The sequence below is a fragment of the Trinickia dinghuensis genome, assembly GCF_003367175.1.
Classification (GTDB): Bacteria; Pseudomonadota; Gammaproteobacteria; order Burkholderiales; family Burkholderiaceae; genus Trinickia; species Trinickia dinghuensis.
The window spans coordinates 52,545-76,379 of sequence record NZ_QRGA01000023.1; the positions used below are offsets into that span (position 1 = coordinate 52,545).

General features: G+C 65.7%; 22 protein-coding genes. 10 read left to right on the forward strand and 12 right to left on the reverse strand.

The genetic code is table 11. The features are described from left to right. Window positions 1–36 precede the first annotated feature (36 nt). Window positions 37–1,179 carry a molecular chaperone DnaJ gene (gene dnaJ, locus DWV00_RS30860; RefSeq protein WP_115537456.1) on the forward strand — a complete coding sequence of 381 codons (1,143 nt, stop codon included), beginning with the start codon at window positions 37–39 and terminating at the stop codon, window positions 1,177–1,179. 70 nt (window positions 1,180–1,249) lie between these two features. Continuing rightward, window positions 1,250–3,388, forward strand: coding sequence for a chorismate-binding protein (locus DWV00_RS30865; protein ID WP_115537413.1), 2,139 nt, complete (start codon window positions 1,250–1,252; stop codon window positions 3,386–3,388). Between the two features lie 106 nt (window positions 3,389–3,494). Here DWV00_RS30865 and panB read toward each other — a convergent pair whose 3' ends face one another. From panB to DWV00_RS30900, 7 genes are all read right to left on the reverse strand, one after another. After that, a complete protein-coding gene (gene panB, locus DWV00_RS30870) occupies window positions 3,495–4,310 on the reverse strand; it encodes a 3-methyl-2-oxobutanoate hydroxymethyltransferase (protein ID WP_115537414.1) in 816 nt (271 codons plus the stop codon). 87 nt (window positions 4,311–4,397) lie between these two features. Then, window positions 4,398–5,090 (reverse strand): deoxynucleoside kinase, encoded by a 693-nt coding sequence (locus DWV00_RS30875; RefSeq protein WP_245965103.1) that lies wholly within the window; start codon window positions 5,088–5,090, stop codon window positions 4,398–4,400. Continuing rightward, the gene (folK, locus tag DWV00_RS30880; protein WP_115537415.1) at window positions 5,087–5,617 is read right to left on the reverse strand and encodes a 2-amino-4-hydroxy-6-hydroxymethyldihydropteridine diphosphokinase; all 531 of its coding nucleotides are present in this window, start codon (window positions 5,615–5,617) and stop codon (window positions 5,087–5,089) included. The genes DWV00_RS30875 and folK overlap by 4 nt, the downstream gene beginning before the upstream one ends. A gap of 54 nt (window positions 5,618–5,671) precedes the next feature. Continuing rightward, window positions 5,672–7,231: a polynucleotide adenylyltransferase PcnB gene (gene pcnB / locus DWV00_RS30885; RefSeq protein WP_115537416.1), complete on the reverse strand. Its 1,560-nt coding sequence runs from the start codon at window positions 7,229–7,231 to the stop codon at window positions 5,672–5,674. Next, window positions 7,228–7,914 (reverse strand): histidinol-phosphatase, encoded by a 687-nt coding sequence (locus DWV00_RS30890; RefSeq protein WP_115537417.1) that lies wholly within the window; start codon window positions 7,912–7,914, stop codon window positions 7,228–7,230. The genes pcnB and DWV00_RS30890 overlap by 4 nt, the downstream gene beginning before the upstream one ends. A gap of 11 nt (window positions 7,915–7,925) precedes the next feature. Then, window positions 7,926–8,669, reverse strand: a complete 744-nt coding sequence (gene hda, locus DWV00_RS30895) for a DnaA regulatory inactivator Hda (protein WP_181885650.1) — start codon at window positions 8,667–8,669, stop codon at window positions 7,926–7,928. 110 nt (window positions 8,670–8,779) lie between these two features. Further along, a complete protein-coding gene (locus DWV00_RS30900) occupies window positions 8,780–9,856 on the reverse strand; it encodes an AI-2E family transporter (protein ID WP_115537418.1) in 1,077 nt (358 codons plus the stop codon). Between the two features lie 60 nt (window positions 9,857–9,916). Between DWV00_RS30900 and purM the strand changes: the two genes are divergently transcribed. Continuing rightward, window positions 9,917–10,984: a phosphoribosylformylglycinamidine cyclo-ligase gene (purM, locus tag DWV00_RS30905; RefSeq protein WP_115537419.1), complete on the forward strand. Its 1,068-nt coding sequence runs from the start codon at window positions 9,917–9,919 to the stop codon at window positions 10,982–10,984. Between the two features lie 179 nt (window positions 10,985–11,163). Here purM and miaA read toward each other — a convergent pair whose 3' ends face one another. Both miaA and mutL read right to left on the reverse strand, forming a co-directional pair. Further along, entirely contained in the window at window positions 11,164–12,153 is a 990-nt protein-coding gene (gene miaA / locus DWV00_RS30915; RefSeq protein ID WP_245965104.1) for a tRNA (adenosine(37)-N6)-dimethylallyltransferase MiaA, read from the reverse strand. Window positions 12,154–12,158: 5 nt separating this feature from the next. Continuing rightward, the gene (gene mutL, locus DWV00_RS30920) at window positions 12,159–14,189 is read right to left on the reverse strand and encodes a DNA mismatch repair endonuclease MutL (protein ID WP_115537422.1); all 2,031 of its coding nucleotides are present in this window, start codon (window positions 14,187–14,189) and stop codon (window positions 12,159–12,161) included. A gap of 207 nt (window positions 14,190–14,396) precedes the next feature. On the opposite strand from mutL, the gene DWV00_RS30925 reads away from it, so the two are divergent. The 5 genes from DWV00_RS30925 (at window position 14,397) to DWV00_RS30945 (ending at window position 19,231) form a co-directional block, all read left to right on the forward strand. Continuing rightward, on the forward strand, window positions 14,397–15,083 hold the full coding sequence (locus tag DWV00_RS30925) for a DedA family protein (RefSeq protein WP_115537459.1): 687 nt from the start codon (window positions 14,397–14,399) through the stop codon (window positions 15,081–15,083). 99 nt (window positions 15,084–15,182) lie between these two features. After that, window positions 15,183–15,809, forward strand: coding sequence for a ParB-like protein (locus DWV00_RS30930; protein ID WP_115537423.1), 627 nt, complete (start codon window positions 15,183–15,185; stop codon window positions 15,807–15,809). A 44-nt stretch (window positions 15,810–15,853) separates the two neighbouring features. Continuing rightward, the gene (locus tag DWV00_RS30935) at window positions 15,854–17,581 is read left to right on the forward strand and encodes a SulP family inorganic anion transporter (protein ID WP_115537424.1); all 1,728 of its coding nucleotides are present in this window, start codon (window positions 15,854–15,856) and stop codon (window positions 17,579–17,581) included. A gap of 94 nt (window positions 17,582–17,675) precedes the next feature. Beyond that, entirely contained in the window at window positions 17,676–18,005 is a 330-nt protein-coding gene (locus DWV00_RS30940; protein WP_115537425.1) for a DHCW motif cupin fold protein, read from the forward strand. A 212-nt stretch (window positions 18,006–18,217) separates the two neighbouring features. Beyond that, the gene (locus DWV00_RS30945; RefSeq protein WP_115537426.1) at window positions 18,218–19,231 is read left to right on the forward strand and encodes a zinc-binding alcohol dehydrogenase family protein; all 1,014 of its coding nucleotides are present in this window, start codon (window positions 18,218–18,220) and stop codon (window positions 19,229–19,231) included. Window positions 19,232–19,349: 118 nt separating this feature from the next. Here DWV00_RS30945 and icmH read toward each other — a convergent pair whose 3' ends face one another. The 3 genes from icmH to tssJ all read right to left on the reverse strand — a co-directional run bounded on the left by icmH (window position 19,350) and on the right by tssJ (window position 22,226). Beyond that, window positions 19,350–20,132: a type IVB secretion system protein IcmH/DotU gene (icmH, locus tag DWV00_RS30950; protein ID WP_115537427.1), complete on the reverse strand. Its 783-nt coding sequence runs from the start codon at window positions 20,130–20,132 to the stop codon at window positions 19,350–19,352. Then, on the reverse strand, window positions 20,129–21,475 hold the full coding sequence (gene tssK, locus DWV00_RS30955; RefSeq protein WP_115537428.1) for a type VI secretion system baseplate subunit TssK: 1,347 nt from the start codon (window positions 21,473–21,475) through the stop codon (window positions 20,129–20,131). The genes icmH and tssK overlap by 4 nt, the downstream gene beginning before the upstream one ends. A 91-nt stretch (window positions 21,476–21,566) precedes the next feature. After that, window positions 21,567–22,226: a type VI secretion system lipoprotein TssJ gene (tssJ, locus tag DWV00_RS30960; RefSeq protein ID WP_115537429.1), complete on the reverse strand. Its 660-nt coding sequence runs from the start codon at window positions 22,224–22,226 to the stop codon at window positions 21,567–21,569. A 363-nt stretch (window positions 22,227–22,589) separates the two neighbouring features. On the opposite strand from tssJ, the gene DWV00_RS30965 reads away from it, so the two are divergent. Continuing rightward, window positions 22,590–23,255: a tetratricopeptide repeat protein gene (locus DWV00_RS30965; protein WP_115537460.1), complete on the forward strand. Its 666-nt coding sequence runs from the start codon at window positions 22,590–22,592 to the stop codon at window positions 23,253–23,255. A 37-nt stretch (window positions 23,256–23,292) separates the two neighbouring features. Beyond that, a complete protein-coding gene (gene tssB, locus DWV00_RS30970) occupies window positions 23,293–23,823 on the forward strand; it encodes a type VI secretion system contractile sheath small subunit (RefSeq protein ID WP_115537430.1) in 531 nt (176 codons plus the stop codon). Window positions 23,824–23,835 lie beyond the last annotated feature (12 nt).

The window sequence follows — 23,835 nt, forward strand, 5'->3', positions numbered from 1 at the left end:
CGGTCGCGCCCCAAAGCGCGAACCGGCGGTGAACCGATGGCGAAACGGGATTACTACGAGGTTCTGGGCGTTGCGAAGAACGCGAGCGACGACGAGATCAAGAAGGCGTATCGCAAGCTCGCGATGAAGTACCACCCCGACCGCAACCCGGACAGCAAGAATGCCGAAGAGCATTTCAAAGAGGTGAAGGAAGCCTATGAAATGCTGTCGGACTCGCAAAAGCGCGGGGCGTACGACCAGTACGGTCACGCCGGCGTCGATCCGAACATGGCGGGCGCCGCGGGTGCGCAAGGCTTCGGCGGCTTCGCCGATGCGTTCGGCGATATCTTCGGCGACATCTTCGGACAAGCAGCGGGCGGCGCCGGTGCGGGCCGCGGCCGCGCGGGCCCTCAGGTCTACCGTGGCGCCGATCTGCGCTACAGCATGGAGATCACGCTCGAGCAAGCGGCGCACGGCTGCGAGACGCAGATTCGCGTGCCGAGCTGGGTCTCGTGCGAGATCTGTCACGGCTCGGGCGCCAAACCCGGCACGAAGCCCGAAACCTGTCCGACCTGTAACGGCTCGGGCGCCGTGCGCATGTCGCAGGGCTTTTTCAGCATCCAGCAGACGTGTCCCAAGTGTCACGGCACCGGCTCCTACATTCCCGATCCGTGCGTGAACTGTCACGGCGCTGGAAAGGTGAAGGAGACGAAGACGCTCGAGGTCAAGATTCCGGCCGGCATCGACGACGGCATGCGCATCCGTTCGTCGGGCAACGGCGAGCCGGGTGTCAACGGCGGGCCACCGGGGGACCTGTACGTCGAGATCCACATCAAGGCGCACACGGTGTTCGAGCGCGACGGCGACGATCTGCACTGCCAAATGCCGATTCCGTTCACGACGGCGGCGCTCGGCGGCGAGATCGAAGTGCCGACGCTCGCGGGCCGCGCGTCGTTCACGGTGCCCGAGGGCACGCAGTCGGGCAAGACGTTCCGGCTCCGCGGCAAGGGCATCAAGGGCCTGCGCTCGAGCGTTCCCGGCGATCTGTACGTGCACGTGCAAGTCGAAACGCCCGTCAAGCTGACCGACCCGCAGCGCGATCTGCTCAAGCAGTTCGAGAAGTCGCTCGTTGAAGGCGGTCCGCGTCACAGCCCGCAGAGCAAAAGCTGGTTCGACCGGGTGAAGAGTTTTTTCGATTGATCGGCTGGTCGGGCGTGCGCTCGTTCGCACGACGTGTTGTTGCACGAGCGCGCCGACGCAAGGGTAGTAGATGAACGCAGAACAACGCGGCGCCGTTTTCGCGCTGCTCGACGATTGCGACGCGAGCGCCGCGACTCCCACCAGCCGTCTCTACACGGGCTTCGCGCGGGCGCATGTCTGCACGGATCCTTCGATGCTCGACGCGGTCTGTGCCGAAGTCGAGCGCGACGTGCGCGGCGGGTTGCACGCCGTCATGCTGGGCGATTACGAATTTGGCCGCGATTTGGAATTCGGCAAGCGGCTGATTGCCTCGGCGGCTGTTCCGGCTTCGGTAGCCTCTTATTCGCCTTCTCGATTCACGCAGCGCGGCGATGCCTCGCTGCGTTTTTTGTTGTTCGAGCGATGCGATAAGCGCTCGCGCGAGCAGGTCGATGCGTGGCTCGCGGCACTCGACGGCGGCATGCCGCCCGAGCATGGCGGGGCGGTATCGGGCGCGGGCGCGGGCATCGGAACTGGCACTGGCACTGGTGAGGCCGAGGCGCTGCCGCCGCCGCCGCCGTCCGTGGCCGGCGCGGCGAACGTCGTCGAGAGCGTGACGCCCGAGGCGTTCGCAACGGCGATCGCTGCCGTGCATGAAGCGCTGCGTGCCGGCGAGTCTTACCAAATCAACTACACCTATCGCCTCGCATTCGAGGCGTTCGGTTCGCCCGTCGGGCTGTACCGGCGCTTGCGCGCGCGGCAGCCTGTCCGTTACGGCGCGCTGATCGCGCTGCCCGGCGACGAATGGGTGCTCTCTTGCTCGCCGGAGCTGTTCGTCGAAAAGCAAGGGGGGCGGCTGCGCACGCGCCCGATGAAGGGAACGACGGCGCGCGGCGCCTCGCCCGAGGACGATGCGCGCGCGGCGGCCTTCTTGCGCAGCGATCCCAAGAATCGGGCCGAGAACCTGATGATCGTGGATTTGCTGCGCAACGACCTCTCGCGCGTGGCGAAGACGGGCTCCGTTTGCGTTCCCGCGTTGTTTTCGGTCGAACCGTATCCGTCGATCTGGGGGATGACCTCGACGATCGAGGCGGACTTGCGCGAGCGAACCTCGTTCGCCGGCATCCTGCGCGCGCTGTTTCCGTGCGGATCGATCACGGGCGCGCCCAAGCACCGGACGATGCAGCTCATCGACGAGATCGAAACGACGCCGCGCGGGCTCTACACGGGCACGATCGGCTGGGTCGAAGCGCCGGCTGCAACGTCCGCGCACGGCGAGGAGGCCGGCTGCGGCGATTTCTGTCTATCGGTCACGATTCGCACACTGACGCTTGGCGCGCCGTCCGGTACGCGCGGCACGCGGCGCGGGACGATGGGGGTCGGCGGCGGCATCGTGCTAGACAGCGTGGCCGCCGACGAATACGCGGAATGCCGGCTCAAGGCGAAGTTCCTGACGGGCGCGGACCCGGGGCTGCAGTTGTTCGAGACGATGTATGGGACGCGCAACGACGGCGTGCGCTACCTCGAGCGGCATCTTGCGCGCCTGGGCAAGAGCGCGGCCGCACTAGACTTCCTATTCGACGAATCGGTGCTGCGCGAACGCTTAGCAAAGCAATGCGCGCAATTTCCGGCGGGCGTCGCGCACCGGGTGCGGCTCGCGCTGAGCAAGGATGGCAGCGCGCAGATCACGAGTGCCGTGCTCGGCGAAGTGATGCGGCTCGCCGATGCGGGCGATACGGCTAATATGGCTAATACGGTCGATGCCGCCAACACGGGCTATTCGGGCGGGGCGGCAGCCGATCGGCCCGCCGCTCCCGATAACGCCTTCGCGCCGGTCGGCGTTCTGCTCGCACCGGAGCACGGCTTCGAGCCCGTGCGCTCGGACGATTTCCTACTCCGGCATAAAAGCACGTCGCGCGCCGAATTCGACCGCGCCTGGCGATTGGCCGAAGCGCGAGGCTGCTTCGACACGCTGTTCTTCAACGAACGCGGGGCGTTGACCGAGGGCGGGCGCTCGAACGTGTTCGTCAAGCTCGACGGCCGCTGGTATACGCCGCCGCTATCGGCGGGGCTGCTGCCGGGCGTGATGCGGCAAGTACTGCTCGAAGATCCCGCGATGCAGGCGAGCGAGCGGACGCTGACCCAAGCCGACTTGTTGCGCGCGGAAGCACTCGTCATCTGCAATGCGTTGCGCGGTGCTTTGCCCGCGCGCATCGTTCGGAACGCCTAAGCGCTAGCTCGTACGCGCCCGCACTCGACCTGGGGTGCGGAGGCGACCCGGCGGCGGCCGTCGTCGGCAGGTCCGGCGACAACCCATTCGAGTGCAAAACGTGGTTTCAGAACACGTGCTCGAGCCCGGGGAACGAGCCGTCCTTGACGGCCTTCACGTACGCCTCGACGGCTGCCCCGACGCTGGGCGCGCCGGCCATGAAATCCTTCACGAAGCGGGCCGGCTTGCCGGGGAAGATGCCGAGCATGTCGTGCAAGACGAGCACTTGGCCCGAACAGTCGACACCGGCGCCGATGCCGATCGTGGGCACGGCGACGGCCTTCGTGACGGCCGCCGCGACGGCCGGCGGCACGGCTTCGAGCAGGACCGCTTGGGCGCCGGCGTCCTGCATCGCGCGTGCGTCGCGCAGCAGGCGGCTCGCGCCTTCCTCGGTTCGGCCTTGCACTTTGAACCCGCCGAACGCATGCACCGACTGCGGAGTCAGCCCGATGTGCGCGCAGACGGGCACCGAGCGCTCGACGAGAAAGCGCACCGTTTCGGCCAGCCATTCGCCGCCTTCGAGCTTGATCATCTGCGCGCCGGCGCGCATGACTTCGACCGAACTCGCGAACGCATCGGCCGGCGTGCCGTAGGTGCCGAACGGCAGATCGGCGGCGATCAGCGCACGCGGCTGCGCGCGCGCGACGCAGGCGGTGTGATAGGCGATGTCGGCGAGCGTGACGGGCAGCGTCGTCGTTTGACCTTGCACGACGTTGCCGAGCGAATCGCCGATCAACAGCACGTCGACGCCCGATCGGTCGAGCAGCGATGCGAAGCTCGCGTCGTAGCACGTCAGCATCGCGATCTTCTCGCCCGCTTCACGCATGGCCTGCAGCTTCGGCACGGTGATCTTCGGCCGGTTGGATTCCTGCAAATAGGTCATCGAAAGTCTCGTGTTCGGAAAAAGGGACGCCGGGAAACCGGGAACCCGTAAAGGAAATTTAGCGTGCGTGCACCGACGGACCGGATATTAAAGCGCTTTGACGAAGCTCGCCTTGCGTCCGCGCATCGTCTCGATGTGTTCGATCAGCAGCGCGAAATCCGTATCGGATTCGAGCAGATTCAGGTGCTCGGTGTTGACGGTCAGCACGGGGCTGTCGTCGTAGTGATAGAAGAACTGATCGTAGGCGTCGCTCAGTTGGCGCAGATACGTTTCGGAGATTCTCGCTTCTTCCGATCGTGCACGCTTGTTCACGCGCGTGAGCAGCGTCGCGGGGCTCGCCTGGAGGTGAATGACGAGGTCGGGCACCGGCGCATCCGCGGCGGCGATGCGCTCGGCTAGCAACTGATAGAGCGGCCATTCGTCGGCATCGAGCGTCAGGCGCGCGAAGATCGCGCTCTTGTGCGGGATGAAATCGGTGACGAGTGCGTGTGCGTCGCCTCGCGCGAGCAGTTCCGCGGCTTGGCGGCCCTCTTCGGTGCGCTGCAGCGCGAATTGGAGTTCGGTGGCCAGCGCGTAGCGCGGCATGTCGCCGTAAAAGCGGGCGAGAAACGGATTGGCTTCGGGCCGCTCGAGCAGCGTGCGCATCGGCCAGCGCTCGGCGAGCCGCTGCGCCAGCAAGGTCTTGCCCGCGCCGATCGGTCCTTCGATCGCGATGTAGCGGTGCGGGGCGCGCAAGTCGGGAGCCGTCACCGTTACAGGCGGGACATTCGACGGCATCATGACTTGCCGCCTTGGGCTGCGGCGAGGGCGTCGGCCATTGCGCAGCGGCAAGTCTTCACCTTCTCGATGCGCTGATCGGCGACCGCGGGCAACAGCGCATCGGCGCGGCCGCGGCCCGGAATCGCGATGTCGGGATCGATCTCGACCAGCGGCACGAGCACGAAGGCGCGCTCGAAGGCGCGCGGATGCGGGATCACAAGATCGGGCTCGTCGATGCGTGCCTCGCCGTACAGGACGATGTCGATGTCGAGCGTGCGTGGCGCGTTGCGAAACGGCCGCTCGCGGCCGAAATGATGCTCGATCCGATGGCAAAGCGCGAGCAAGACCGTCGCGCTCATCGACGTCTCGAGCTTGACGACGAGGTTGTAGTAGTCGTCGCCGTTCGCATCGATCGGCGCGGTGCGGTAAAGGCTCGATTTCGCGAGCACGGTGACCGCGTGCTGCTGGGCGAGACAGACAACCGCATCCTTCAGGGATTGGCGAGCGTCCCCGAGGTTCGCGCCTAGACCGAGATAAGCAACCGTCATGGCATGGCTTCCTACGACTTCATGACTTCCGTTCGGCGGCGCACCGCCGCCCGTTCAGTCTTCTTGCGGGCTTTGCGCGTCTTGCGCGCCGGCCGGCTCCGCCTCTCCGCTCTTGCGGCTGCGTCCGCCGCGGCGGCGCCGCTTGCGCGGCGCGGCGGCGCGGCCGCCTTGCGACAAAAGCGTTTCGCGCTCGGCAGGGTTGCCGTCTAGGAAGGACGACCACCAAGCGCCGATCGCGGGATCGAGCTCGCCCGATTCGCACCGTAACAAGAGGAAATCATAACCCGCTCTAAATCTTTGGTGTTCGACGAGCTTCAGCGGGCTGCGGCCCGAGCGTTTTTCGAGCCGCGCCTGCAAGCCCCAGATCTCGCGCATATCGGCCGAGAAGCGCTTGTGGATCGCAAGCTTCTCGGTCTGCATGTCGAGCACGTCGTCCATCGCATGATGGAGCGCGGGCACCGCGAATTCGCCGTTCGCCTCGTATTGCTGCGCGCGCTGCTGCACGTCGTGCCAGAGCAGCGTCGCGAACAGGAACCCCGGCGACACGCCCTTGCCGGCTTTGACACGGGCATCGGTGCTGTTCAATGCGAGCGTGATGAACGATTCGCCGTGCGGCTGTTCGAGCACGACGTCGAGCAGCGGCAGCAGGCCGTGATGCAAGCCCTGCTTGCGAAGCTGCTTCAGGCAGGCCAGCGCGTGGCCCGAGAGCAGCAGCTTGAGCATTTCGTCGAACAGCCGCGCGGCCGGCACGTTGTGGATCAGATCGGCCAGCGGCTGGATCGGCTCGCGCGTGGCTTCGTCGATCTCGAAGCCGAGCTTGGCCGAGAAACGCACGATGCGCAGCATCCGCACCGGATCTTCGCGGTAGCGCGTGGCCGGATCGCCGATCATGCGCAACAGGCGGGCGCGGATGTCGCCCATGCCGTTGTGATAATCGAGGACCGTCTGCGTCGCCGGGTCGTAGTACATCGCGTTGATCGTGAAGTCGCGCCGGGTGGCGTCTTCGTGCTGTTCGCCCCAGACGTTGTCGCGCAGCACGCGGCCGCTCGCGTCGACGGCATGCGTGCGCCGATCGAGTTCGTCGCGGCGCAGGCGCTTAGGCGGAGCTTCCGCGGCCGGTGCAGGCGGCGGGGCATCGACGAGTGCGCGGAACGTCGAGACTTCGATGATCTCTTGCCCGAACTGCACGTGCACGATCTGAAAGCGCCGGCCGATCAGCCGAGCTCGGCGGAACAGGCGCTGCACTTGTTCGGGCGTGGCATCGGTGGCGACGTCGAAATCCTTCGGCGCGATGCCGAGCAGCAAGTCGCGCACGGCTCCGCCGACGATGAACGCGCGGAAACCGGCCTGCTGCAGGGTGTCGGTGACCCGCACGGCGTTGCGCGAGATCAGCGACGGATCGATGCCGTGGATATCGGACGATAGGATCACGGGCGCCTCGGGCCCGCCTGCGCTAGCTTTGGGCGCGGCCTTTTTGCGGCGTGGCTTGGCGACGGCCGCCGATTCCGCGGGCGCATCGAGCGCCGCGGCTTCTTCGGCGAGGGAGTCATCCCCGGTGGGGGCGGCCGTATCCGTGTCTTGGCCGAACAGCTTGCGGATGAGTTTCTTGATCACGACGGTTGGAATAGATCGAAGATGCGCCAGCCCTTCGCTTGCGCATGGGCAAGCAGCGTGGCGTCGGGGTTCGTCGCGATCGGATCGGTGACTTTCTCGAGTAGCGGAATGTCGTTGTGCGAATCGCTGTAGAAGTAGCTGTGTTCGAAGTCGGCCCAGGTTTTACCGAGCGAGGCGAGCCACGACTCGACGCGCACGATCTTGCCTTCGCGATAGCTGGGCGTGCCCGTGCCGCGGCCCGTGAACGGCGAGTGCGGCTGGCCGTCCGTGGTTTCGACTTCGCAGGCGATCAGCATCTCGACGCCGAATGCATCGGCGATCGGGCGCGTGATGAACTCGTTCGTGGCGGTGACGATGCAGCACAGATCGCCCGCCTCCTGGTGCTTGCGCACGAGTTCCAAGGCAACGGGCGTCAGGGCGGGCTTGATCACTTCGTGCATGAACTGCTCGTGCCACGCGGCGAGTTGCGCGCGCGGGCGATGGGCGAGCGGCGCGAGGATCGTCTCGAGATACGCATGGATGTCGAGCTGGCCACGCTTGTAGTCGGCGTAGAAGCGATCGATGTCACGCAGGTAGGTTTCGGCATCGACAATGCCGAGCTTCACGATGAAGCGGCCCCATTCGTGGTCGCTGTCGGTCGGGATGAGCGTGTGATCGAGGTCGAAGAGTGCGAGATTCGTCATGAGTGCGCATTTTACTTGAAGCGGCTCGGCGTGGCCGGCGAGCCTTCGGGAGCGGCGTCGGCGGCCGGCTGCGCGAGCATCGTGCGCAGCAGCGGCAGCGTGATCGCGCGCTTTTGTTCGAGCGAGAAGCGGTCGAGCGCATCGAGCAGGGCCATGAGGCTCGGCATGTCTCGCCGAAAGTGCGTGAGCAGGTAGGCGGGCACGTCGTCGGCCAGCGCAATGCCGCGCTCCTTCGCCGCGTGCTTGAGCACGGCGCTCTTGCGCTCGTCGGGCAGCGGAGCCAAATGGAACACGAGCCCCCAGCCGAGGCGGGTGCGCAGATCCTCGCGCACGGCGAGCCCGAGCGGCGCGGCGTTGCCGGTTGCGACAAGCGCGCTCGTCGGATGCGCGCGCACCTCGTTGAAGAGGTTGAACAGCGCGATCTGCTGCGCGCCCGAGAGCTTGTCGCAGTCGTCGACGGCGTAGATCGCCACGCTCGGATCGAACGCGAACGCCGCCAGCGCGCTTTGCGGCCCGAGGAACGAGGCGTGGCCGGGTGCCGCGCTTTGCACGAGCGCCGAGAGCAGATGGCTGCGGCCGCTGCCGCTCTCGCCCCAGACGTAGAACGTGCGGTCGGCGAGCGGGCCCGCCGCCAGCGCGCCCTCGAGCTCGGCGAGCCGGGCGACGAGTTCCGCGTTGGCGCCGGCAAAGAAGTTATCGAACGTCGACGGCGGCGGTGTGCCGAGGTCGAGCGTCAATTGGCGATGCACAGTCACGATGTGGGAAACGAGCAATCAAACGGTCAAACAAAAAATCAAATAATCCAACGAACGAAAAGGACCTAAACGATCGAACGAACGAAGCGCTCGATGTCACGCTCGGCTCCTCAATTCTTATAGAGCGAACTCGAGAGGTAGCCGCGCCGCACTTCGCGCAGGGCCGTGGACAGAATCGCGCTGACGGGCAGCGCGAGCAGTATCCCGAAGAAGCCGAACAGCTGGCCGAATGCGAGCAAGGCGAAAATCACCGCGAGCGGGTGCAGGCCGATGCGCTCGCCCACGAGGCGCGGCGTGAGAAACATGCTCTCGAGAATTTGCCCGACCCCGTAGACGACCGCCACGGCGACGAAGCCGTAGACGCTGCCGAACTGCAGCAGCGCCGCGAGCAGCGCGAGCGCGAGGCCGATCGCGAAACCGACGTACGGGATGAACACGGCCAGCCCGGTGAAGATGCCGACCGGCAGCGCGATCTCGAAGCCCGCAATGGTCAACGCGATGGCGTAGAACGCGGCGAGCACGCCCATCACGAGCAATTGGCCGCGCAGATACTGCGACAGCGTGCGGTCCATTTCAACCGCGAGTTCGAGCGTCTTGGGCAGCCAGCGGCGCGGCACGATCGACGCGAAGCGCGCGAGCATCTTGTTCCAGTCGTACAGCAGGTAGTAGAGCACGAGCGGGACCATGACCACATCCCCGATCACGGTGATCATGACGTTGCCGCTCGTGCGCAGCGACTTCCAGGCCGCGAGCGCGACGGTTTGCGCGCTGCCTTCGAGCTGCGATGTGAGCATGTCGCGCAGGCTCGAGAAATCGAAGATGTCGCCGTAGCCGAGCGCCGCGAGCTTGGGCTGCAGCCAGTCGTGCAGATGCGAGATCAGCCCCGGAATCTGCGCCTTCAGTTCGGGCCCTTCCTTTTGCACGACCGCGAACACGAGCAGCACGAGCAGCGAGACTACGAGCGCGAACACGAGCATCATCACGAGCGCCGCGAGGCCGCGGGGGATCCGATGGCGCACGAGCCAGGCGACGCCGGGCTGGAGGATGTAGGCCAGGATCGCGCCGAGCAGGAACGGCGTCAGTACGGGGCTGAGCAGCCACAGCAAGATGCCTAGGCCCAGCGCGACGGCGCCCCAGAAGAGCGCTTGGCGCTGGTAGGGCGTGAGAATCGGTGAATTCTGCGACAAAGGCGTATCCCAGTCAGCATCGGTTAAAATCGCATTTTACCGACCTTCTCGCTCTTCCCCATGAATCAACCGAAATCCTCGCCGGACGCCAACGCTGGCGCCCAGGGTCTGTCGTACCGTGACGCGGGCGTCGACATCGATGCAGGCGACGCGCTCGTCGACGCCATCAAGCCCTTTGCGAAAAAGACGCTGCGCGAAGGCGTGCTGGGCGGTATCGGCGGGTTCGGCGCGCTGTTCGAGGTGCCGAAGAAGTATCGCGAGCCCGTGCTCGTGTCGGGCACGGACGGCGTCGGCACGAAGCTGAAACTGGCGTTTCATCTGAACAAACACGATACGGTCGGCCAGGATCTCGTCGCGATGAGCGTGAACGACATCCTCGTCCAGGGCGCCGAGCCGCTGTTCTTCCTCGATTACTTCGCCTGCGGCAAGCTCGACGTCGGCACGGCCGCCACGGTCGTGAAGGGTATCGCGCAGGGCTGCGAACTGTCCGGCTGCGCGCTGATCGGCGGCGAGACGGCCGAGATGCCGGGCATGTACCCGGACGGCGAGTACGATCTGGCGGGCTTTGCCGTCGGCGCGGTCGAAAAGAGCAAGATCATCGACGGCAGCACGATCGCCCCGGGCGACGTCGTGCTCGGCCTGGCTTCGAGCGGCATCCATTCGAACGGCTTTTCGCTCGTGCGCAAGATCATCGAGCGCGCGAATCCCGACCTGTCGGCCGATTTCCACGGCCGCTCGCTGGCCGACACGCTGATGGCGCCGACGCGCATCTACGTGAAGCCGTTGCTGGCGTTGATGGAAAAGATCGCCGTGAAGGGGATGGCGCACATCACGGGCGGCGGGCTCGTCGAAAATATCCCGCGCGTGCTGCGGGACGGGCTGACGGCCGAATTGCAGGCGTCGGCTTGGCCGATGCCGCCGCTGTTCACGTGGCTGCAGCAGCATGGCGGCGTTGCCGACGCCGAGATGCATCGCGTCTTCAACTGCGGGATCGGGATGGCCGTCGTCGTGGCGGCGGACGTGGCCGATGAAGCCGTGCGCGAATTGACGGCGGCCGGCGAGCAGGTCTGGAAGATCGGCGTGGTGCGCGCGAGCAAGGAAGGCGAGGCGCAGACGGTCGTGGTTTGAGGCGCGTGCGAGGTGCTCGTTTGAAAGACAGTCCCGAATGCGGGTTGCTTACGCCTGCTCGGCGCAAGTATTCGCTAGATCAGTGGGTTGCGGCGTGCGATTCGGAGGCCCCGCTGCCGGCCGATCTTGCCGCCTGGGGTGGGGGCGAGCCGGTCGGTCGCGAAGTATGGCGCGGCGCGTCAAGTTCGAACGTGGGGATGTCCTGAAGGCCCCTCGTTCACCCCGACGGCTGCTTCGACCGCGCGTACGGCCCCGTCCGTAGCGCTCGGCGCGCAGCAATCGATGACGATCCGCTCGGGCATCGAGCGCAGCCAGGTCAGCTGCCGCTTGCAGAGCTGCCGCGTGGCGAAAATCCCCCTGTCGCGCATCGTCGCGTAATCGATCGCGCCGTCCAAGTATTCCCACGCCTGCCGGTAGCCGACGCAGCGCATCGACGGCAAGCCCGGATTCAAATCGCCGCGCGCTCGCAGGCGCTGCACTTCGTCGACGAAACCATTTTCGAGCATTGCATCGAAGCGCTGCGCAATGCGCGTGTGCAGCACCGACCGGTCGCTTGGTTCGAGCGCGATCGGTACGAAGCGGTAGGGCGTTTCGTTTTCATCTTTGCGTTCGGGTGCAGCCAGCAATGCCGACATCGGCTGCCCCGTCAGCATGAACACTTCGAGTGCGCGCTGGATGCGCTGCGCGTCGTTCGGCGCCAGGCGCGCCGCCGTTTCCGGATCGACGCCCGCAAGCCGCGCGTGCAACGCGGGCCAGCCTTCGCGCGCCGCATCGGCTTCGAGTGCGGCGCGCACATCGGGATCGGCGCCGGGCAAATCGTTCAGGCCCTGCGTCAACGCCTTGTAGTAGAGCATCGTCCCGCCGACGAGCAGCGGCACGCGGCCGCGCGCAACGATCTCGCCGATCGCGCGCAGGGCATCGGCGCGGAAATCCGCCGCCGAGTACGCTTCGGTCGGCTCACGCACGTCGATCAGATGATGCGGCACGCGTGCCTGCTCGCCGAGCGTTGGCTTGGCCGTGCCGATGTCCATGCCGCGATAGACGAGCGCGGAGTCGACGCTGACGATTTCCGAGGGATGCTTGGCCGCGAACGCGAGCGCCGCCGCGGTCTTGCCCGACGCCGTCGGGCCCAGCAGGCAAGCGATGGCGATGCGATGAGGCTCGTTCACGCGCTTCACTGCCCGCGCAAGAAAAGACGGTCGAGATCGCCGAGCGTCAGCTGATACCAGGTCGGCCGGCCGTGATTGCACTGATCGGCGCGTTCGGTCGCTTCCATTTGGCGCAGCAGCGCGTTCATCTCGTCGAGCGTCAGGCGCCGGTTCGCGCGCACGGCATGGTGGCAGGCCAGCGTGCCGAGCAGTTCGTGCTGGCGCTCGGTCAGCACGCGCGAGCCGCCGTAGGCGTGCAGATCGGCCAGCACCGCGCGTGCGAGCGCCGGCAGGTCGGCGTCCTTGAGCAGCGCCGGCACGGCGCGGATCGCGAGCGTTGTGGGCGAGAGCGCGGCAAGATCGAAGCCGAGCGCCTCGAGGGATTCGCGTTCTTCCTCCGCCGTGCCGATTTCGACGGCGTCGGCCGTCATCGAAACGGGAATCAGGAGCGGCTGCACGGCCACAGTCCGCTCGGACAACGCGCGCTTGAACTGCTCGTACAAGATTCGTTCATGCGCGGCATGCATGTCGACGATCACGAGGCCGCGCGCGTTCTGCGCCAGCACGTAGACGCCGTGGATCTGGCCGAGCGCGAAGCCGAGCGGCTGGTCGAGATCGGCGGCCATCGCCGCTTGCGATCCGCCGAACGCCGCCGGGCCCGCGGCATCCGCCGCACCGTCGCGCGCTTCGAAGGGCGACGATGCGGGCGTGGACAGCCAAGGTGCGCCATCGACGCGCCCCGCATCGCCCGCGTTCGCGCCGGCGCCGGCCTGCGCGGCATCCTTGCGCCCGAACAGCGCGTCATAGAGCGCAAGCGGCTGCGCGACGGGCAGCGTGCCCTGCGTCATCCGCGAATCGCGCATCCAAGTGGTACCGCCGCGGCTCGCCGCCGAAAGCGACACGCCGCCGGCCGCCGAGCCGCCCAAACCGGCTCCGCTCACTTCGCCGAGGCCAGCTCCAGCACGCGGTTCGATCTGAGCCGCATGGCCGAGCGCCGTCGTCTCGGGCGAAGCGCCGGCGTGGCGCGCGAGCGCGCGCTGCAGCGCATGGAACACGTACTGATGGACGGCGCGCGAATCGCGGAACCGCACTTCGATCTTCGACGGATGCACGTTGACGTCCACCGCTTCGGGCGGCAGATCGAGGAACAGCACGTACGACGGATAGCGATCGCCGTGCAGGACGTCTTCATACGCCGCGCGCACGGCGTGCGTGAGCAGCTTGTCGCGCACGAAGCGGCCGTTGACGAAGAAGTATTGCTGGTCGGCGCGGCCGCGGCTGGCCGTCGGCAGCCCCGCGCAACCGTACAGCGCGATTTCTCCGGCAATTTCCTCGAGCGGCAAATGCGCGCTCGCGAACGCTTCGCCGAGTATCTTCGAGACGCGCACCGGCGGCTCGCTCGCATTCCAATGCTCGAGCGCGCGGCCGTTGTGCATGACCGAAATCGCCACGTCGGGCCGCGCGAGCGCCGCGCGCCGGATCATCTCGACGCAGTGGCCGAGCTCCGTTTGTTCACTTTTGAGGAACTTCCGGCGCGCCGGCGTGTTGAAGTAAAGCTCGCGCACTTCGATCGTCGTGCCGACACCGCCGGCGGCTGGGGCCAGTACACCCGTCTGCGCGTCGATGCGCGTGGAATGCGCGGTGTCGGGCGTGCGGCTCGTGATGAACATTTCGGCCACGGAAGCGATCGAAGCGAGGGCTTCGCCGCGAAACCCGAGCGTGGCGACGGCCTCGAGTTCGGCCAGCGAGCGGATTTTGCTCGTCGCGTGGCGCATCAAGGCGAGCGGCAATTCGCTCGGCGGGATGCCGCAGCCGTCGTCGGCGATCGAGATCCGTTTGACGCCGCCCGCGTCGAGCAGGATGCGCAGCGTCTTGGCGCCGGCGTCGAGCGCGTTTTCGAGCAGTTCCTTGACGACCGAGGCCGGCCGCTCGACGACTTCGCCGGCGGCGATTTGGCTGATCAGCTGATCGGGCAGCGGGGCGATCGCGCGGCGTACCGCGGCCATCGCGGGCGCGGCACGCTCGGCGTCGGCCGGCGATTCGGGAAATTCGGACATGCGGCGATTATAGCGATTTGCCGCCGGTCGATTCTCAAGGCAGGCGCGGTTCGCCGAGCCGTTTCGAGATCGGTCATGTAGTTTCGGTATCATGGCGCGATGATTCGCGCGCAGGGAGCGGCTCTGTCGATTTCATAGATTGCGGCCTATTGCACTGTATTGCGCCGCGCGCCGCTTGGCTCGTTTTGATTTTAGGAAGGAATGCCTTTGGATACGCTGCTTCATCTCGTCACGCTGGTTCTGCACATCGACAAGTTCCTCGGTGATTTCGTCCATCAGTACGGTGCATGGGTATATGCCGTGCTGTTCCTGATCGTCTTTTGCGAGACGGGTCTCGTCGTCTTGCCGTTTCTGCCCGGCGATTCGCTGCTGTTCATCGGCGGGGCGTTCTGCGCGACGGGCGAAATGAATCTGGCTTCGTTGATCGTGCTGCTGCTCGTCGCGTCCGTCACCGGCAACACCGTCAACTACCTGATCGGCCGGGCGATCGGGCCTAAGGTCTTCAATACGCATATTCCGTTCTTGGAGCGCTTTCTCGATCGAGCCGCGCTGCAGAAGACGCACCGCTTCTACGAGCGGCATGGCGGCAAGACGATCGTGCTGGCGCGCTTCGTTCCCGTCGTGCGCACGTTCGCGCCGTTCGTGGCCGGCGTCTCCGAGATGCCGACGGGCCGTTTCCAGCTGTTCAACGTGACCGGCGCCGCACTGTGGGTCCTGTTGCTCGTGCTGGCCGGCTATTTCTTCGGCAATATTCCGTTCATTCGTCAGTACCTGAACGCGATCGTGCTGGTGGGCGTCGGCGCGGCGATCGTGCCGGTGGCGCTGGCCGCGCTCTACAAGCTCATGCGAAAGAAGTCGTCCACGGGTATCGCGCCGAACGGCGGCAACCGTTGAGCGGGTGCGCCGGGCTCGGTGCGGTGCGGTGCTTGAAGTAGGCCGCACGCAATAGCAATAAGACACGACGTGTCACGAGAAGAAAGGGGGGATGTCACCATGCAAGGTCCGACCGCCGATGTTCGCCTGATCACGGTCAAGCTCGAGACGCTCCGGCCCACGCAAGTCACGGTGGGCTATCACGAGGTCGAGGTCAAGCGCGAGCACTGGAAGTCGCTCGACAAGAAGGGGCGCGCGCAGGCCATCTCGACGCATTGGTTTCCCGCCGTGCTCGGCCCCGAGCGGCAACACTTCATCGTCGATCACCACCATCTCGGGCTCGCCTTGGTCGAAGAAGGCGTCAGCGAGGTCCAGCTGATGGTGCAGCGCGACCTCTCGTGGCTCGATCCCGTCATCTTCTGGCGCATGATGGAGCACTGCCAGTGGGTGCATCCGTTCGGCGCGGACGGCACGCGGTGCGACTACGACGATCTGCCCAAAACGTTGACCGAACTCGTCGACGATCCCTATCGCAGCCTGGCGGGGGCCTTGCGTCACGTGGGCGGCTATGCGAAAGACATGGCGCCGTTCAGCGAATTTCTTTGGGCCGACTATCTGCGTCCGAGGATTCCCGAAAAGCGCGTGCGCAAGGATTTCGACAAGGCCCTGGCGGCGGCGCTCGCCTGCGCGCACGATCACGAGGCGCGCTACTTGCCGGGCTGGGCGGGCAAAACCGCGGCACGCTGATTTCCACCTCGCTTCCACCTCGCTTCCACCTGGGGCTCGAGGCTATGACGATCGATACGGGGCACGCAGCCGCCGCGCATCTGCAGGATCCGTGTCAGTACGCACAGCCCGGCGCGCCGACGCCGCCGGCGCAGCGCGCCGTGAAGGACGCGCTCGCCGGGATGTCGATCGCCGGTTTGCTGCTGCCTGAAGCCGTCGCCTACTCGGGCATCGCCAATATGCCGCCGCAAGCCGGCGTCGTCGCGCTGCTCGCGGGGCTGACCGTCTATGCCTTGCTCGGGCGCAGCCGTTTTGCCATCGTTTCGTCCACTTCGTCGTCGGCGGCCGTGCTCGCGGCTACCGTCGGCGCGCAAGCGGGCGGCGGTGCCGCGGCGCACCTCGCCTATGCGGCCGCGCTCGTTTGCGCGACCGGCATTCTGTTCGTGCTCGCGGGCTGCGCACGGCTGGGCGGCATGTCCGACTTCGTCGCCAAGCCCGTGCTGCGCGGCTTTGCGTTCGGGCTCGCGCTGACCATCGCCGTCAAACAGCTGCCGACCATTCTCGGCGTCTCGTCGCACTACGGCGACGTGCCCCGCATGGCGTTCGATCTCGCGCGCCAGCTCTTCGCCTGGAACCCGCACAGCGTCGCCGTGGGGGGCATCGCGCTCGCCATCCTGTTTGCGCTGGGCCGCAGCGCGCGCATCCCCGCGACGCTCGTCGTCATCGTGCTCGGCATCGGTGCGGGGTACTTCATCGATTGGCATAGCTGGGGCATGACCGTCGTCGGCGCGATCGACGTGCAGGACGTCCGCTTCGGGCTGCCCGCGTTCGCGCGCACGCAATGGCTGCAGACGATCGAACTCGGCTTCGCGCTGATGCTGATCCTCTATGCGGAGTCGTACGGCTCGATCCGCAGCTTCGCGCTCAAGCACGGCGACCCGATGTCGGCCAATCGCGATCTCGTCGCGCTCGGCGGCGCGAACCTCGTCTCGGCGCTGCTGCAGGGGATGCCCGTCGGCGCGGGGTACTCGGCTTCGTCGGCCAACGAAGCGGCCGGTGCGCAGACGCGCTGGGCGGGGCTCGTCGCCGCGATCGTAGTCGGTTTGATCGTGCTTTTCCTACGGCCGCAGCTCGCCCGCATTCCCGAGCCCGTGCTCGCGGCCATCGTCATCTACGCCGTCAGCCATTCGCTGCATCCGGACGTGTTTCGGCCCTACATCGTTTGGCGCCGCGACCGGCTGTTGACGGCCGCGGCGCTCTTGGCCGTGCTCCTGCTCGGCGTGCTGCACGGCCTGCTCGTCGCGATCGGGGTGAGCCTGCTGCTGACGCTGCGCAATTTCTCGGTGCCGATGGTGAGCGTGCTCGGTCGCCTGCGCGACAGCCACGATTTCGTCGACCTGTCGAAGCATGCCGATGCGCGGCCCGTCGACGGCGTCATGATCCTGCGTCCCGAAGAGCCGCTGTTCTTCGCGAACGCCGATCGCGTGCTCAGCGAGGCGCGCAAGCTCATCGGCGCGCAGGCAAGCGTGCCCGGCACGGTGATGCTGAGCTTGGAGGAAACACCCGACGTCGACAGTACGTCGATCGAGGCGCTGCGCATCTTTTCCGCCGAGTTGCGCGCGCATGGCGAGCGGCTTGTACTCGTGCGCTTAAAGCCGCGCGTGCTCGAGGTGCTCGGCCGCGCCGCCGACGAAACGCTGCCGCGTGATGCGCTCCATGAACTTAGCGTCGACGAGTGCGTACAATCGGTGCTGGCGCAACTACCCCGCTTGCAAGTGCCGCAGCAGGGCTGACCTGACCCGGGCTGGCTCGGCGCTTTCGACGCATCCCTCCGCCTCACCTCACATTGCCTTATCCGTTTCCCCTTCCACAAGGAACGATCCGCCTATGAAGATGAGCGATATCCCCTTCGGCGTGACCGACTGGTCCGACGTCGAACCCGAACCGCATCCCGGCGATTCCGGCACGGCTTACTGGCGCACGCGCAAATTCGGCGACATCCGCGTCCGGCAAGTCGAATACACCCCCGGCTACCTGGCCGATCACTGGTGCGTGAAAGGGCACATCCTTTACGTGCTCGACGGCGAACTGCACACCGAACTCGAGGACGGCCGCCGTTTCGTGCTGAAGGCGGGGCAGAGCTATCAGGTCGCCGATGGGGCCGAGCCGCATCGTTCGAGCACGCCCGTCGGGGCCAAGTTGTTCATCGTGGATTGACGATCGACATGGTTCGCCGGCGTTGGCGGCGAGCCTTGCACGGCGATTGCGGCGAAGCGATTTTCATCGCGGCGATGAAACTGTAAAGCCGCGCCGATGCTGTTTCCGGCGCGCGCGAGCCGCGATGATGCGGATCAACGGAGCGGTGCCGCGGGGGAAACGACCCGCGCGCTGCCGCTCCCCCGCCACCGAAAATCAAGGAGCCCGCCGCCATGAAAGCCGTTGCCTACTACCGCAATCTGCCGATCGACAATCCCGAATCGCTCGTCGATATCGAACTGCCCGATCCGCAGCCGGGGCCGCGCGATTTGCTCGTCGAGGTGCGGGCCGTTTCGGTCAATCCCGTCGACGTGAAAGTGCGCGCGGGCGCCGCGCCCGAGCAGGGCCAGCCGAAGGTCATCGGCTGGGATGCGGCCGGCGTCGTGCGTGCGGTCGGCGCCGACGTGACGCTGTTCCGGCCCGGCGACAAGGTCTGGTATGCAGGCTCGCTCCTGCGCCCCGGCACGAACAGCGAGCTGCATCTCGTCGACGAGCGCATCGTCGGCCACATGCCACACTCGCTCGACTTCGCTCATGCTGCAGCGCTGCCGCTGACGTCGATCACGGCTTGGGAGCTGCTCTTCGACCGCCTGCGGGTGCCGGAAGGCCAAACGCCGACGGGCCGATCGCTGCTCGTAATCGGCGCGGCGGGCGGCGTCGGCTCGATTCTCGTGCAGCTCGCACGCCAGTTGACCGGGCTGACCGTCATCGGCACGGCCTCGCGCCCCGAAACGGCCGAGTGGGTGCGCGAGTTGGGCGCGCATCACGTCATCGACCATACGAAGCCGCTCGCCGAAGAACTCAAGCGGATCGGCGTCGACACGGTCGATTATGTCGCGAGCCTGACGCATACCGATACACACTTTCCGCAGATCGTCGAAGCGATCAAGCCTCAGGGCAGTTTGGCGCTGATCGACGATCCCGAGGCGCTCGACGTCCGGCAGCTGAAGCGCAAGAGCGTGTCGCTGCATTGGGAGTTCATGTTCACGCGCTCGATGTTCGGCACGCCCGATCAAGTCGCCCAGCACGAATTGCTCGATCGCGTGGCGGCCCTCATCGATGCGGGTACGCTGCGCACGACGCTGGCCGATCACTTCGGCAAGATCGACGTGGCGAACTTGAAGCGTGCGCATGCGCTGCTCGAGAGCAATCGCGCGCGCGGCAAGATCGTGTTGGAAGGATTTTAAGGGATTGAACGCCGAGACGCGCTGGAAGCACTTTAGAAGCGGGCGGCCGATGCGGTAACCGGCCGTCGCGAATCGAATCGAAGCGGGGCACGCGAGCGCATGCCCCGCTTTCGTTCGTTTACGGCAGCGAAATCGTGAGATTGGCTGAATCCGCTTCGGGCTGCACGAGCTGCGAGTAGGGCGCGAGCGTGTGCATCGTCGAATTGCGCAGGTAGGTGTTGAGCCCGAAATAGGCCCCGAGTCCGACTAGCGCGAAGACGGCGCCGATCGTCCACAGCGGCAATTCATGCTTGAGACGGTGCGCGATCTGATCGGGCAGCGGCCAATGCGGCGCGAACGGCGCGCGCTTGCCTTTCATCTGAGCGATTTCGTCGCCGAGCCGGCCCGTCAGGTAGGACAGCTTTTCAGGGCCCTCGAGCAGGTACTTCCCTTGGAAGCCGAGCAGCAGACACATATGGAAGACCTCGAGCGACTGCAGCCGCGCGATGCCTTGGGCGCGGCACGTTTCGAGCAGCTCGAAGAACTTCTCGCCGGCCAGTTGTTCGCCGAACAGCGTGAGCTGCAGCGGGCGGCGCTCCCATTCGGCGCGGATCTTGAACGAAGAGGCGAGCACCGCTTCGTCGATGGCCGCGCAAAAAGCGAACTTCGACGCGTAGACGTCGTCGGCCGGCGCGTTGAGCTTTTTCGCGCCGCGTTCGAAATCGGCGAGAAACGCCTGCACGCGGCCGCCGAACTCGGACGCTTCCCCGGGCTCGCGCCCCTGCTTGAGCAGGAACACCATGAAAAAGCCGTCGTACAGCAGATCGCGCAGCGAGCGTGCTTGAAACGGTCCTTCGGTTGAAACCGAGGGCGGCGCGGACATCGGTGCGCCGGCACCGAACAGCGAAGGCATTTGACTCAAGATGTCACCGCGATGAGTTCGAGTTTCAGATCGTTGATACCGGACGGCGCGTAGATCATCGCCGATTGCGCCTGCAGCATCCGGTCATAGAGGCTGCTGCGCGATTCGAACGCGAAATAGCAGGCGCCCGGCCGCACGGGCACGGCCGGCGGCACTTGCGGCGTATAGACGAGGCGTACGCCCGGCATCGCCGACAGCACGAGCTTGTCGACATCGTCCGGTGCGCCCACCTTGAAGCGCGCGGGCACCGCATCGACGAGTTCGACGGCGGGCATGTCGGCGGACACGGCAAGGAAGAAGGTTGTCTTCTCGTCGATCTTGCCCGAATCGAGCCGGCCGACGTGGAACGACGGACGCACTTCATCGAGCGCGATTCCGAAGTAGCGCGTCGAAATGACCGTCTCGAGCAGATCGCGCACCATCGTATCGAGCAGCGCGAAGCCCGGGCCGGGATCGTCGTGCCGGTACGCGGGCAAATCGGCGAGCGCGTAGCGCTTCGAGAACGTCATCAACTGCCCGGCGAGCCGAAGCAGCTCCAGGAACAGGCGTTCGGGATGCAGCGTGGGCTGCTGCAGCAAATGCACGAGCGAGGCCACCGCGCCGTTGGCCGTGTGCAGGAGCCAGAACGAGGCGATGTCGCCCGAACGGAATTCGATGATGTTCTTCGTCGGCTCGCGGTGAAAACCGTACAGCGCACTGACTTTCGCCTGCAGCGCGTCGATGAGCTGGCGCAGCCGCTGATGGAGAATCGGCGAGGCCTCGACGGCCAAACACGGCGGCACGAAGGACTCGTCGAACTCGAACCCCGACGTGGCCGTGCGCCGCAAGCGCGCGAGCGGCACGGCCAGCAATTGCGCGCGCGGCTCGGTATGGCTGATCAGCTTCACGCGCGACTTGAGGAACGTCAGGTTCGCGACGGCCGCATCGGTGAACTGATCGGCGACGCTCGCCTGCTTGGACGCGTAGCGCGAGACGAACACTTCGGCGGCGTCGTCCGCGCAGTTGCCGCCCGTCTCGCGCAGCGGATGCAGCGCGAGATAGAACGTGAATTCGGCCACGCCCTCGGGCAGCGTATCGAGCGCGATCGACTGCGGCAGCTCGTCGGCCAGCGGCGCCGCGTAGAGCGAACCGTCGGGGAAGACGAGCGACAATTCCGAGACGCGCAGCAGATTGTTCGCGAGCGCGTCGGCATCGAACCGCACGCTGCGCACGCCCCAGTTGAACGGCTGAATCGCCCTGATCGATTCGAACAGCCGCGCCTCGTGATAGGCATCCTGTTGCTGGAAATGCTGGGGCCGCAGAAAAAGCCCCTCGCCCCAAAGCAATTTCGCCGAATAACTCATCTGAATTCCGCCATCAGGTTTTCATATATTGCGCGCATGGCCGCCATGACGGGCGGCGCGCTCGACCCGCGAGAGATCAAAGGCCTGCGCACTAGCCGCAACTCACCGACGAGAGCAGATTGAGCCCTTGCAGCGGCAATTGCGGATCCGGCGAGATGACGGAGCCGGTCGCCACCGTCATCGCGCAGTTGTGAAGGCCGATCATTATGCCGGATTTCTCTGATTTAGCCGGATCGAACACGAATTTCCAACGTGAGAGCGCCGGGTCTCGAAACAAAGCCACGACACCGAACGCCTGAGCCTCGTGCGCGACTTTTTCGGTGATTTGGTAATGCTGACCGGGAATCAGCGTCACCTCGCGCACGCTCAGTAAATCGGTGCCGAGCGTGCTCTTTTCCTTGGCCGGATCGGTAAACGTGTCGAACGGCGCCTGCTGGAACGAAGTCGGATCCTTCAATGCGTACAGCCGCACGACGAGCGCAAGCGGGTGGTCGTCGTTGGCCGCGTTCAGGTTCGATGCGGCCGCGAGCGTAAGCGGGACATTGCGCGGCGGCTTCTGCGAATCGGGCACGGGCGGCTTGCCGATGCCGCTCGCCTGCAGCGCCGTGGAGGCGGCTGCCCCGAGCAAGGTCACGCCCGCGGCGCAGCCGCCCAATAACGCGCACACGGCGAGCGGCCATGCCAGGCGCGACCAAAACCGATAACCGAAAGCTTTACGACTCACGCCGGCACCCCGTCCAAGTTGACGCATTACCCATCTATTCATGTCGAATTCGTGACGTCGCCGACTGTTTGCCGATTCCGATTGCCCGTCGATTGACGAGCAGCCGCCGCGACGATAACACGCTAAGCAACGTACAAGTTTGTCTAGTTCTCTAGTTCAAACGATAGGAAATTTTTTCCATATATAAATTCATTTTGCATTGATTCGGAAATTATTTCAGCATCGGCTATCTGTGATATCACGGGCATTCAAATGTTAAGGATTCTGATTTGAAGCGGCCTAGTTGAATTATCGAAAATTGGCCGGTACTATACGCGCGCACTCGCCGCAAAGCAAAGTTGCGGTTTCCCTCCAGCGAATTAATAAGCCGCCTGGCAGTAAAGAAGAATGATGAAACAACGACTTTTAAAATTGACCGCGGCGGCGCTCGTGAGCGCCGCGATGGTCGGCTGCGCGACGCAAAACGCGAGCACGCAACCCACTCCCGAAGCCTTCAACAAAGCGCTGGCCGACGCCGATGCCGTCGCCAAGGGCGGCGATCAGACGCGCGCCCTAGCGCTCTACGATCAGTTGACGAAGATGGATCCGACGCGCGAGGAGCCGTGGTCGCGCATCGCGCAGATCCAGTTCCAGCAATCCCATTACGGCCAGGCCATCGTCGCGGCGCAAGAAGCGCTGCAGCGCGATCAGACCGACCGCGACGCGAAGAGCGTGCTGGCCGTGAGCGGCCTGCGCGTGGCGACCGAATCGCTGGGCCAGCTGCGGCAGGATTCGGCGCTCGCCGGCGATGCGAAGTCGGATGCGCAGGTGCTCGCGCATCAGCTGCGCGAAACGCTCGGCGAAAGCACGCTGTTTCCGGAAGAAGTCGAGAAAAAGCCGGTCGTGAAGAAGCGCCGCTACGTGCGCCACCCCGTCGCCGCGCAAAAGCCGGCTGACAAAGTAGCGGAAAACGCCGAGGCCGCTCCGGCAGCTCCGGCGGCCCCGGCCAAGAGCGCCGCACCCGCGCAGCCGGCCAAGAGCGGCGGCGCATCCGATCCCTTCAGTGCGCTTCGCTGATCGGCCCATTTGATCCAGTCGCTTCGGGGAGCCAACGATGGCGAAGAAGGAAAGCATTCAGAAACGCCTGCAAAAGGTGCGGCCGCCGCGCGTGCAGCTGACCTATGAAGTCGAGCGCGGCGACGCGATCGAAGTCAAGGAGCTGCCGTTCGTCGTGGGCGTGGTGGCCGATCTCGGCGGGCAGTCCGAGGTCGAGCAGCCGAAGCTGCGCGACCGCAAGTTCGTCAGCATCGATCGCGACAATTTCGACGACGTCATGAAAGGCGTCGAGCCGCGCGCCGCGTTCCAGGTCAAGAACGAGCTGACGAGCATCGGCGGTTCGTTCGGCGTCGATCTGCGCTTCCGTTCGATGGACGATTTCGGGCCCGACGCGGTGGTCGAGCAGATCGAGCCGCTGCGGCGCTTGCTCGATGCGCGCACGAAGCTGGCCGATCTGCGCAACAAGCTGGCCGGCAACGACAAGCTTGAAAGCCTGCTCAGCGAAGTGCTCGCCAACACGCAGCAGCTGCAGACGCTGGCCGGTGAAACGGGCGCGCGCGGCGATGGCGAAGACAAGCAAGACGAATAACGAAAGCGGGGT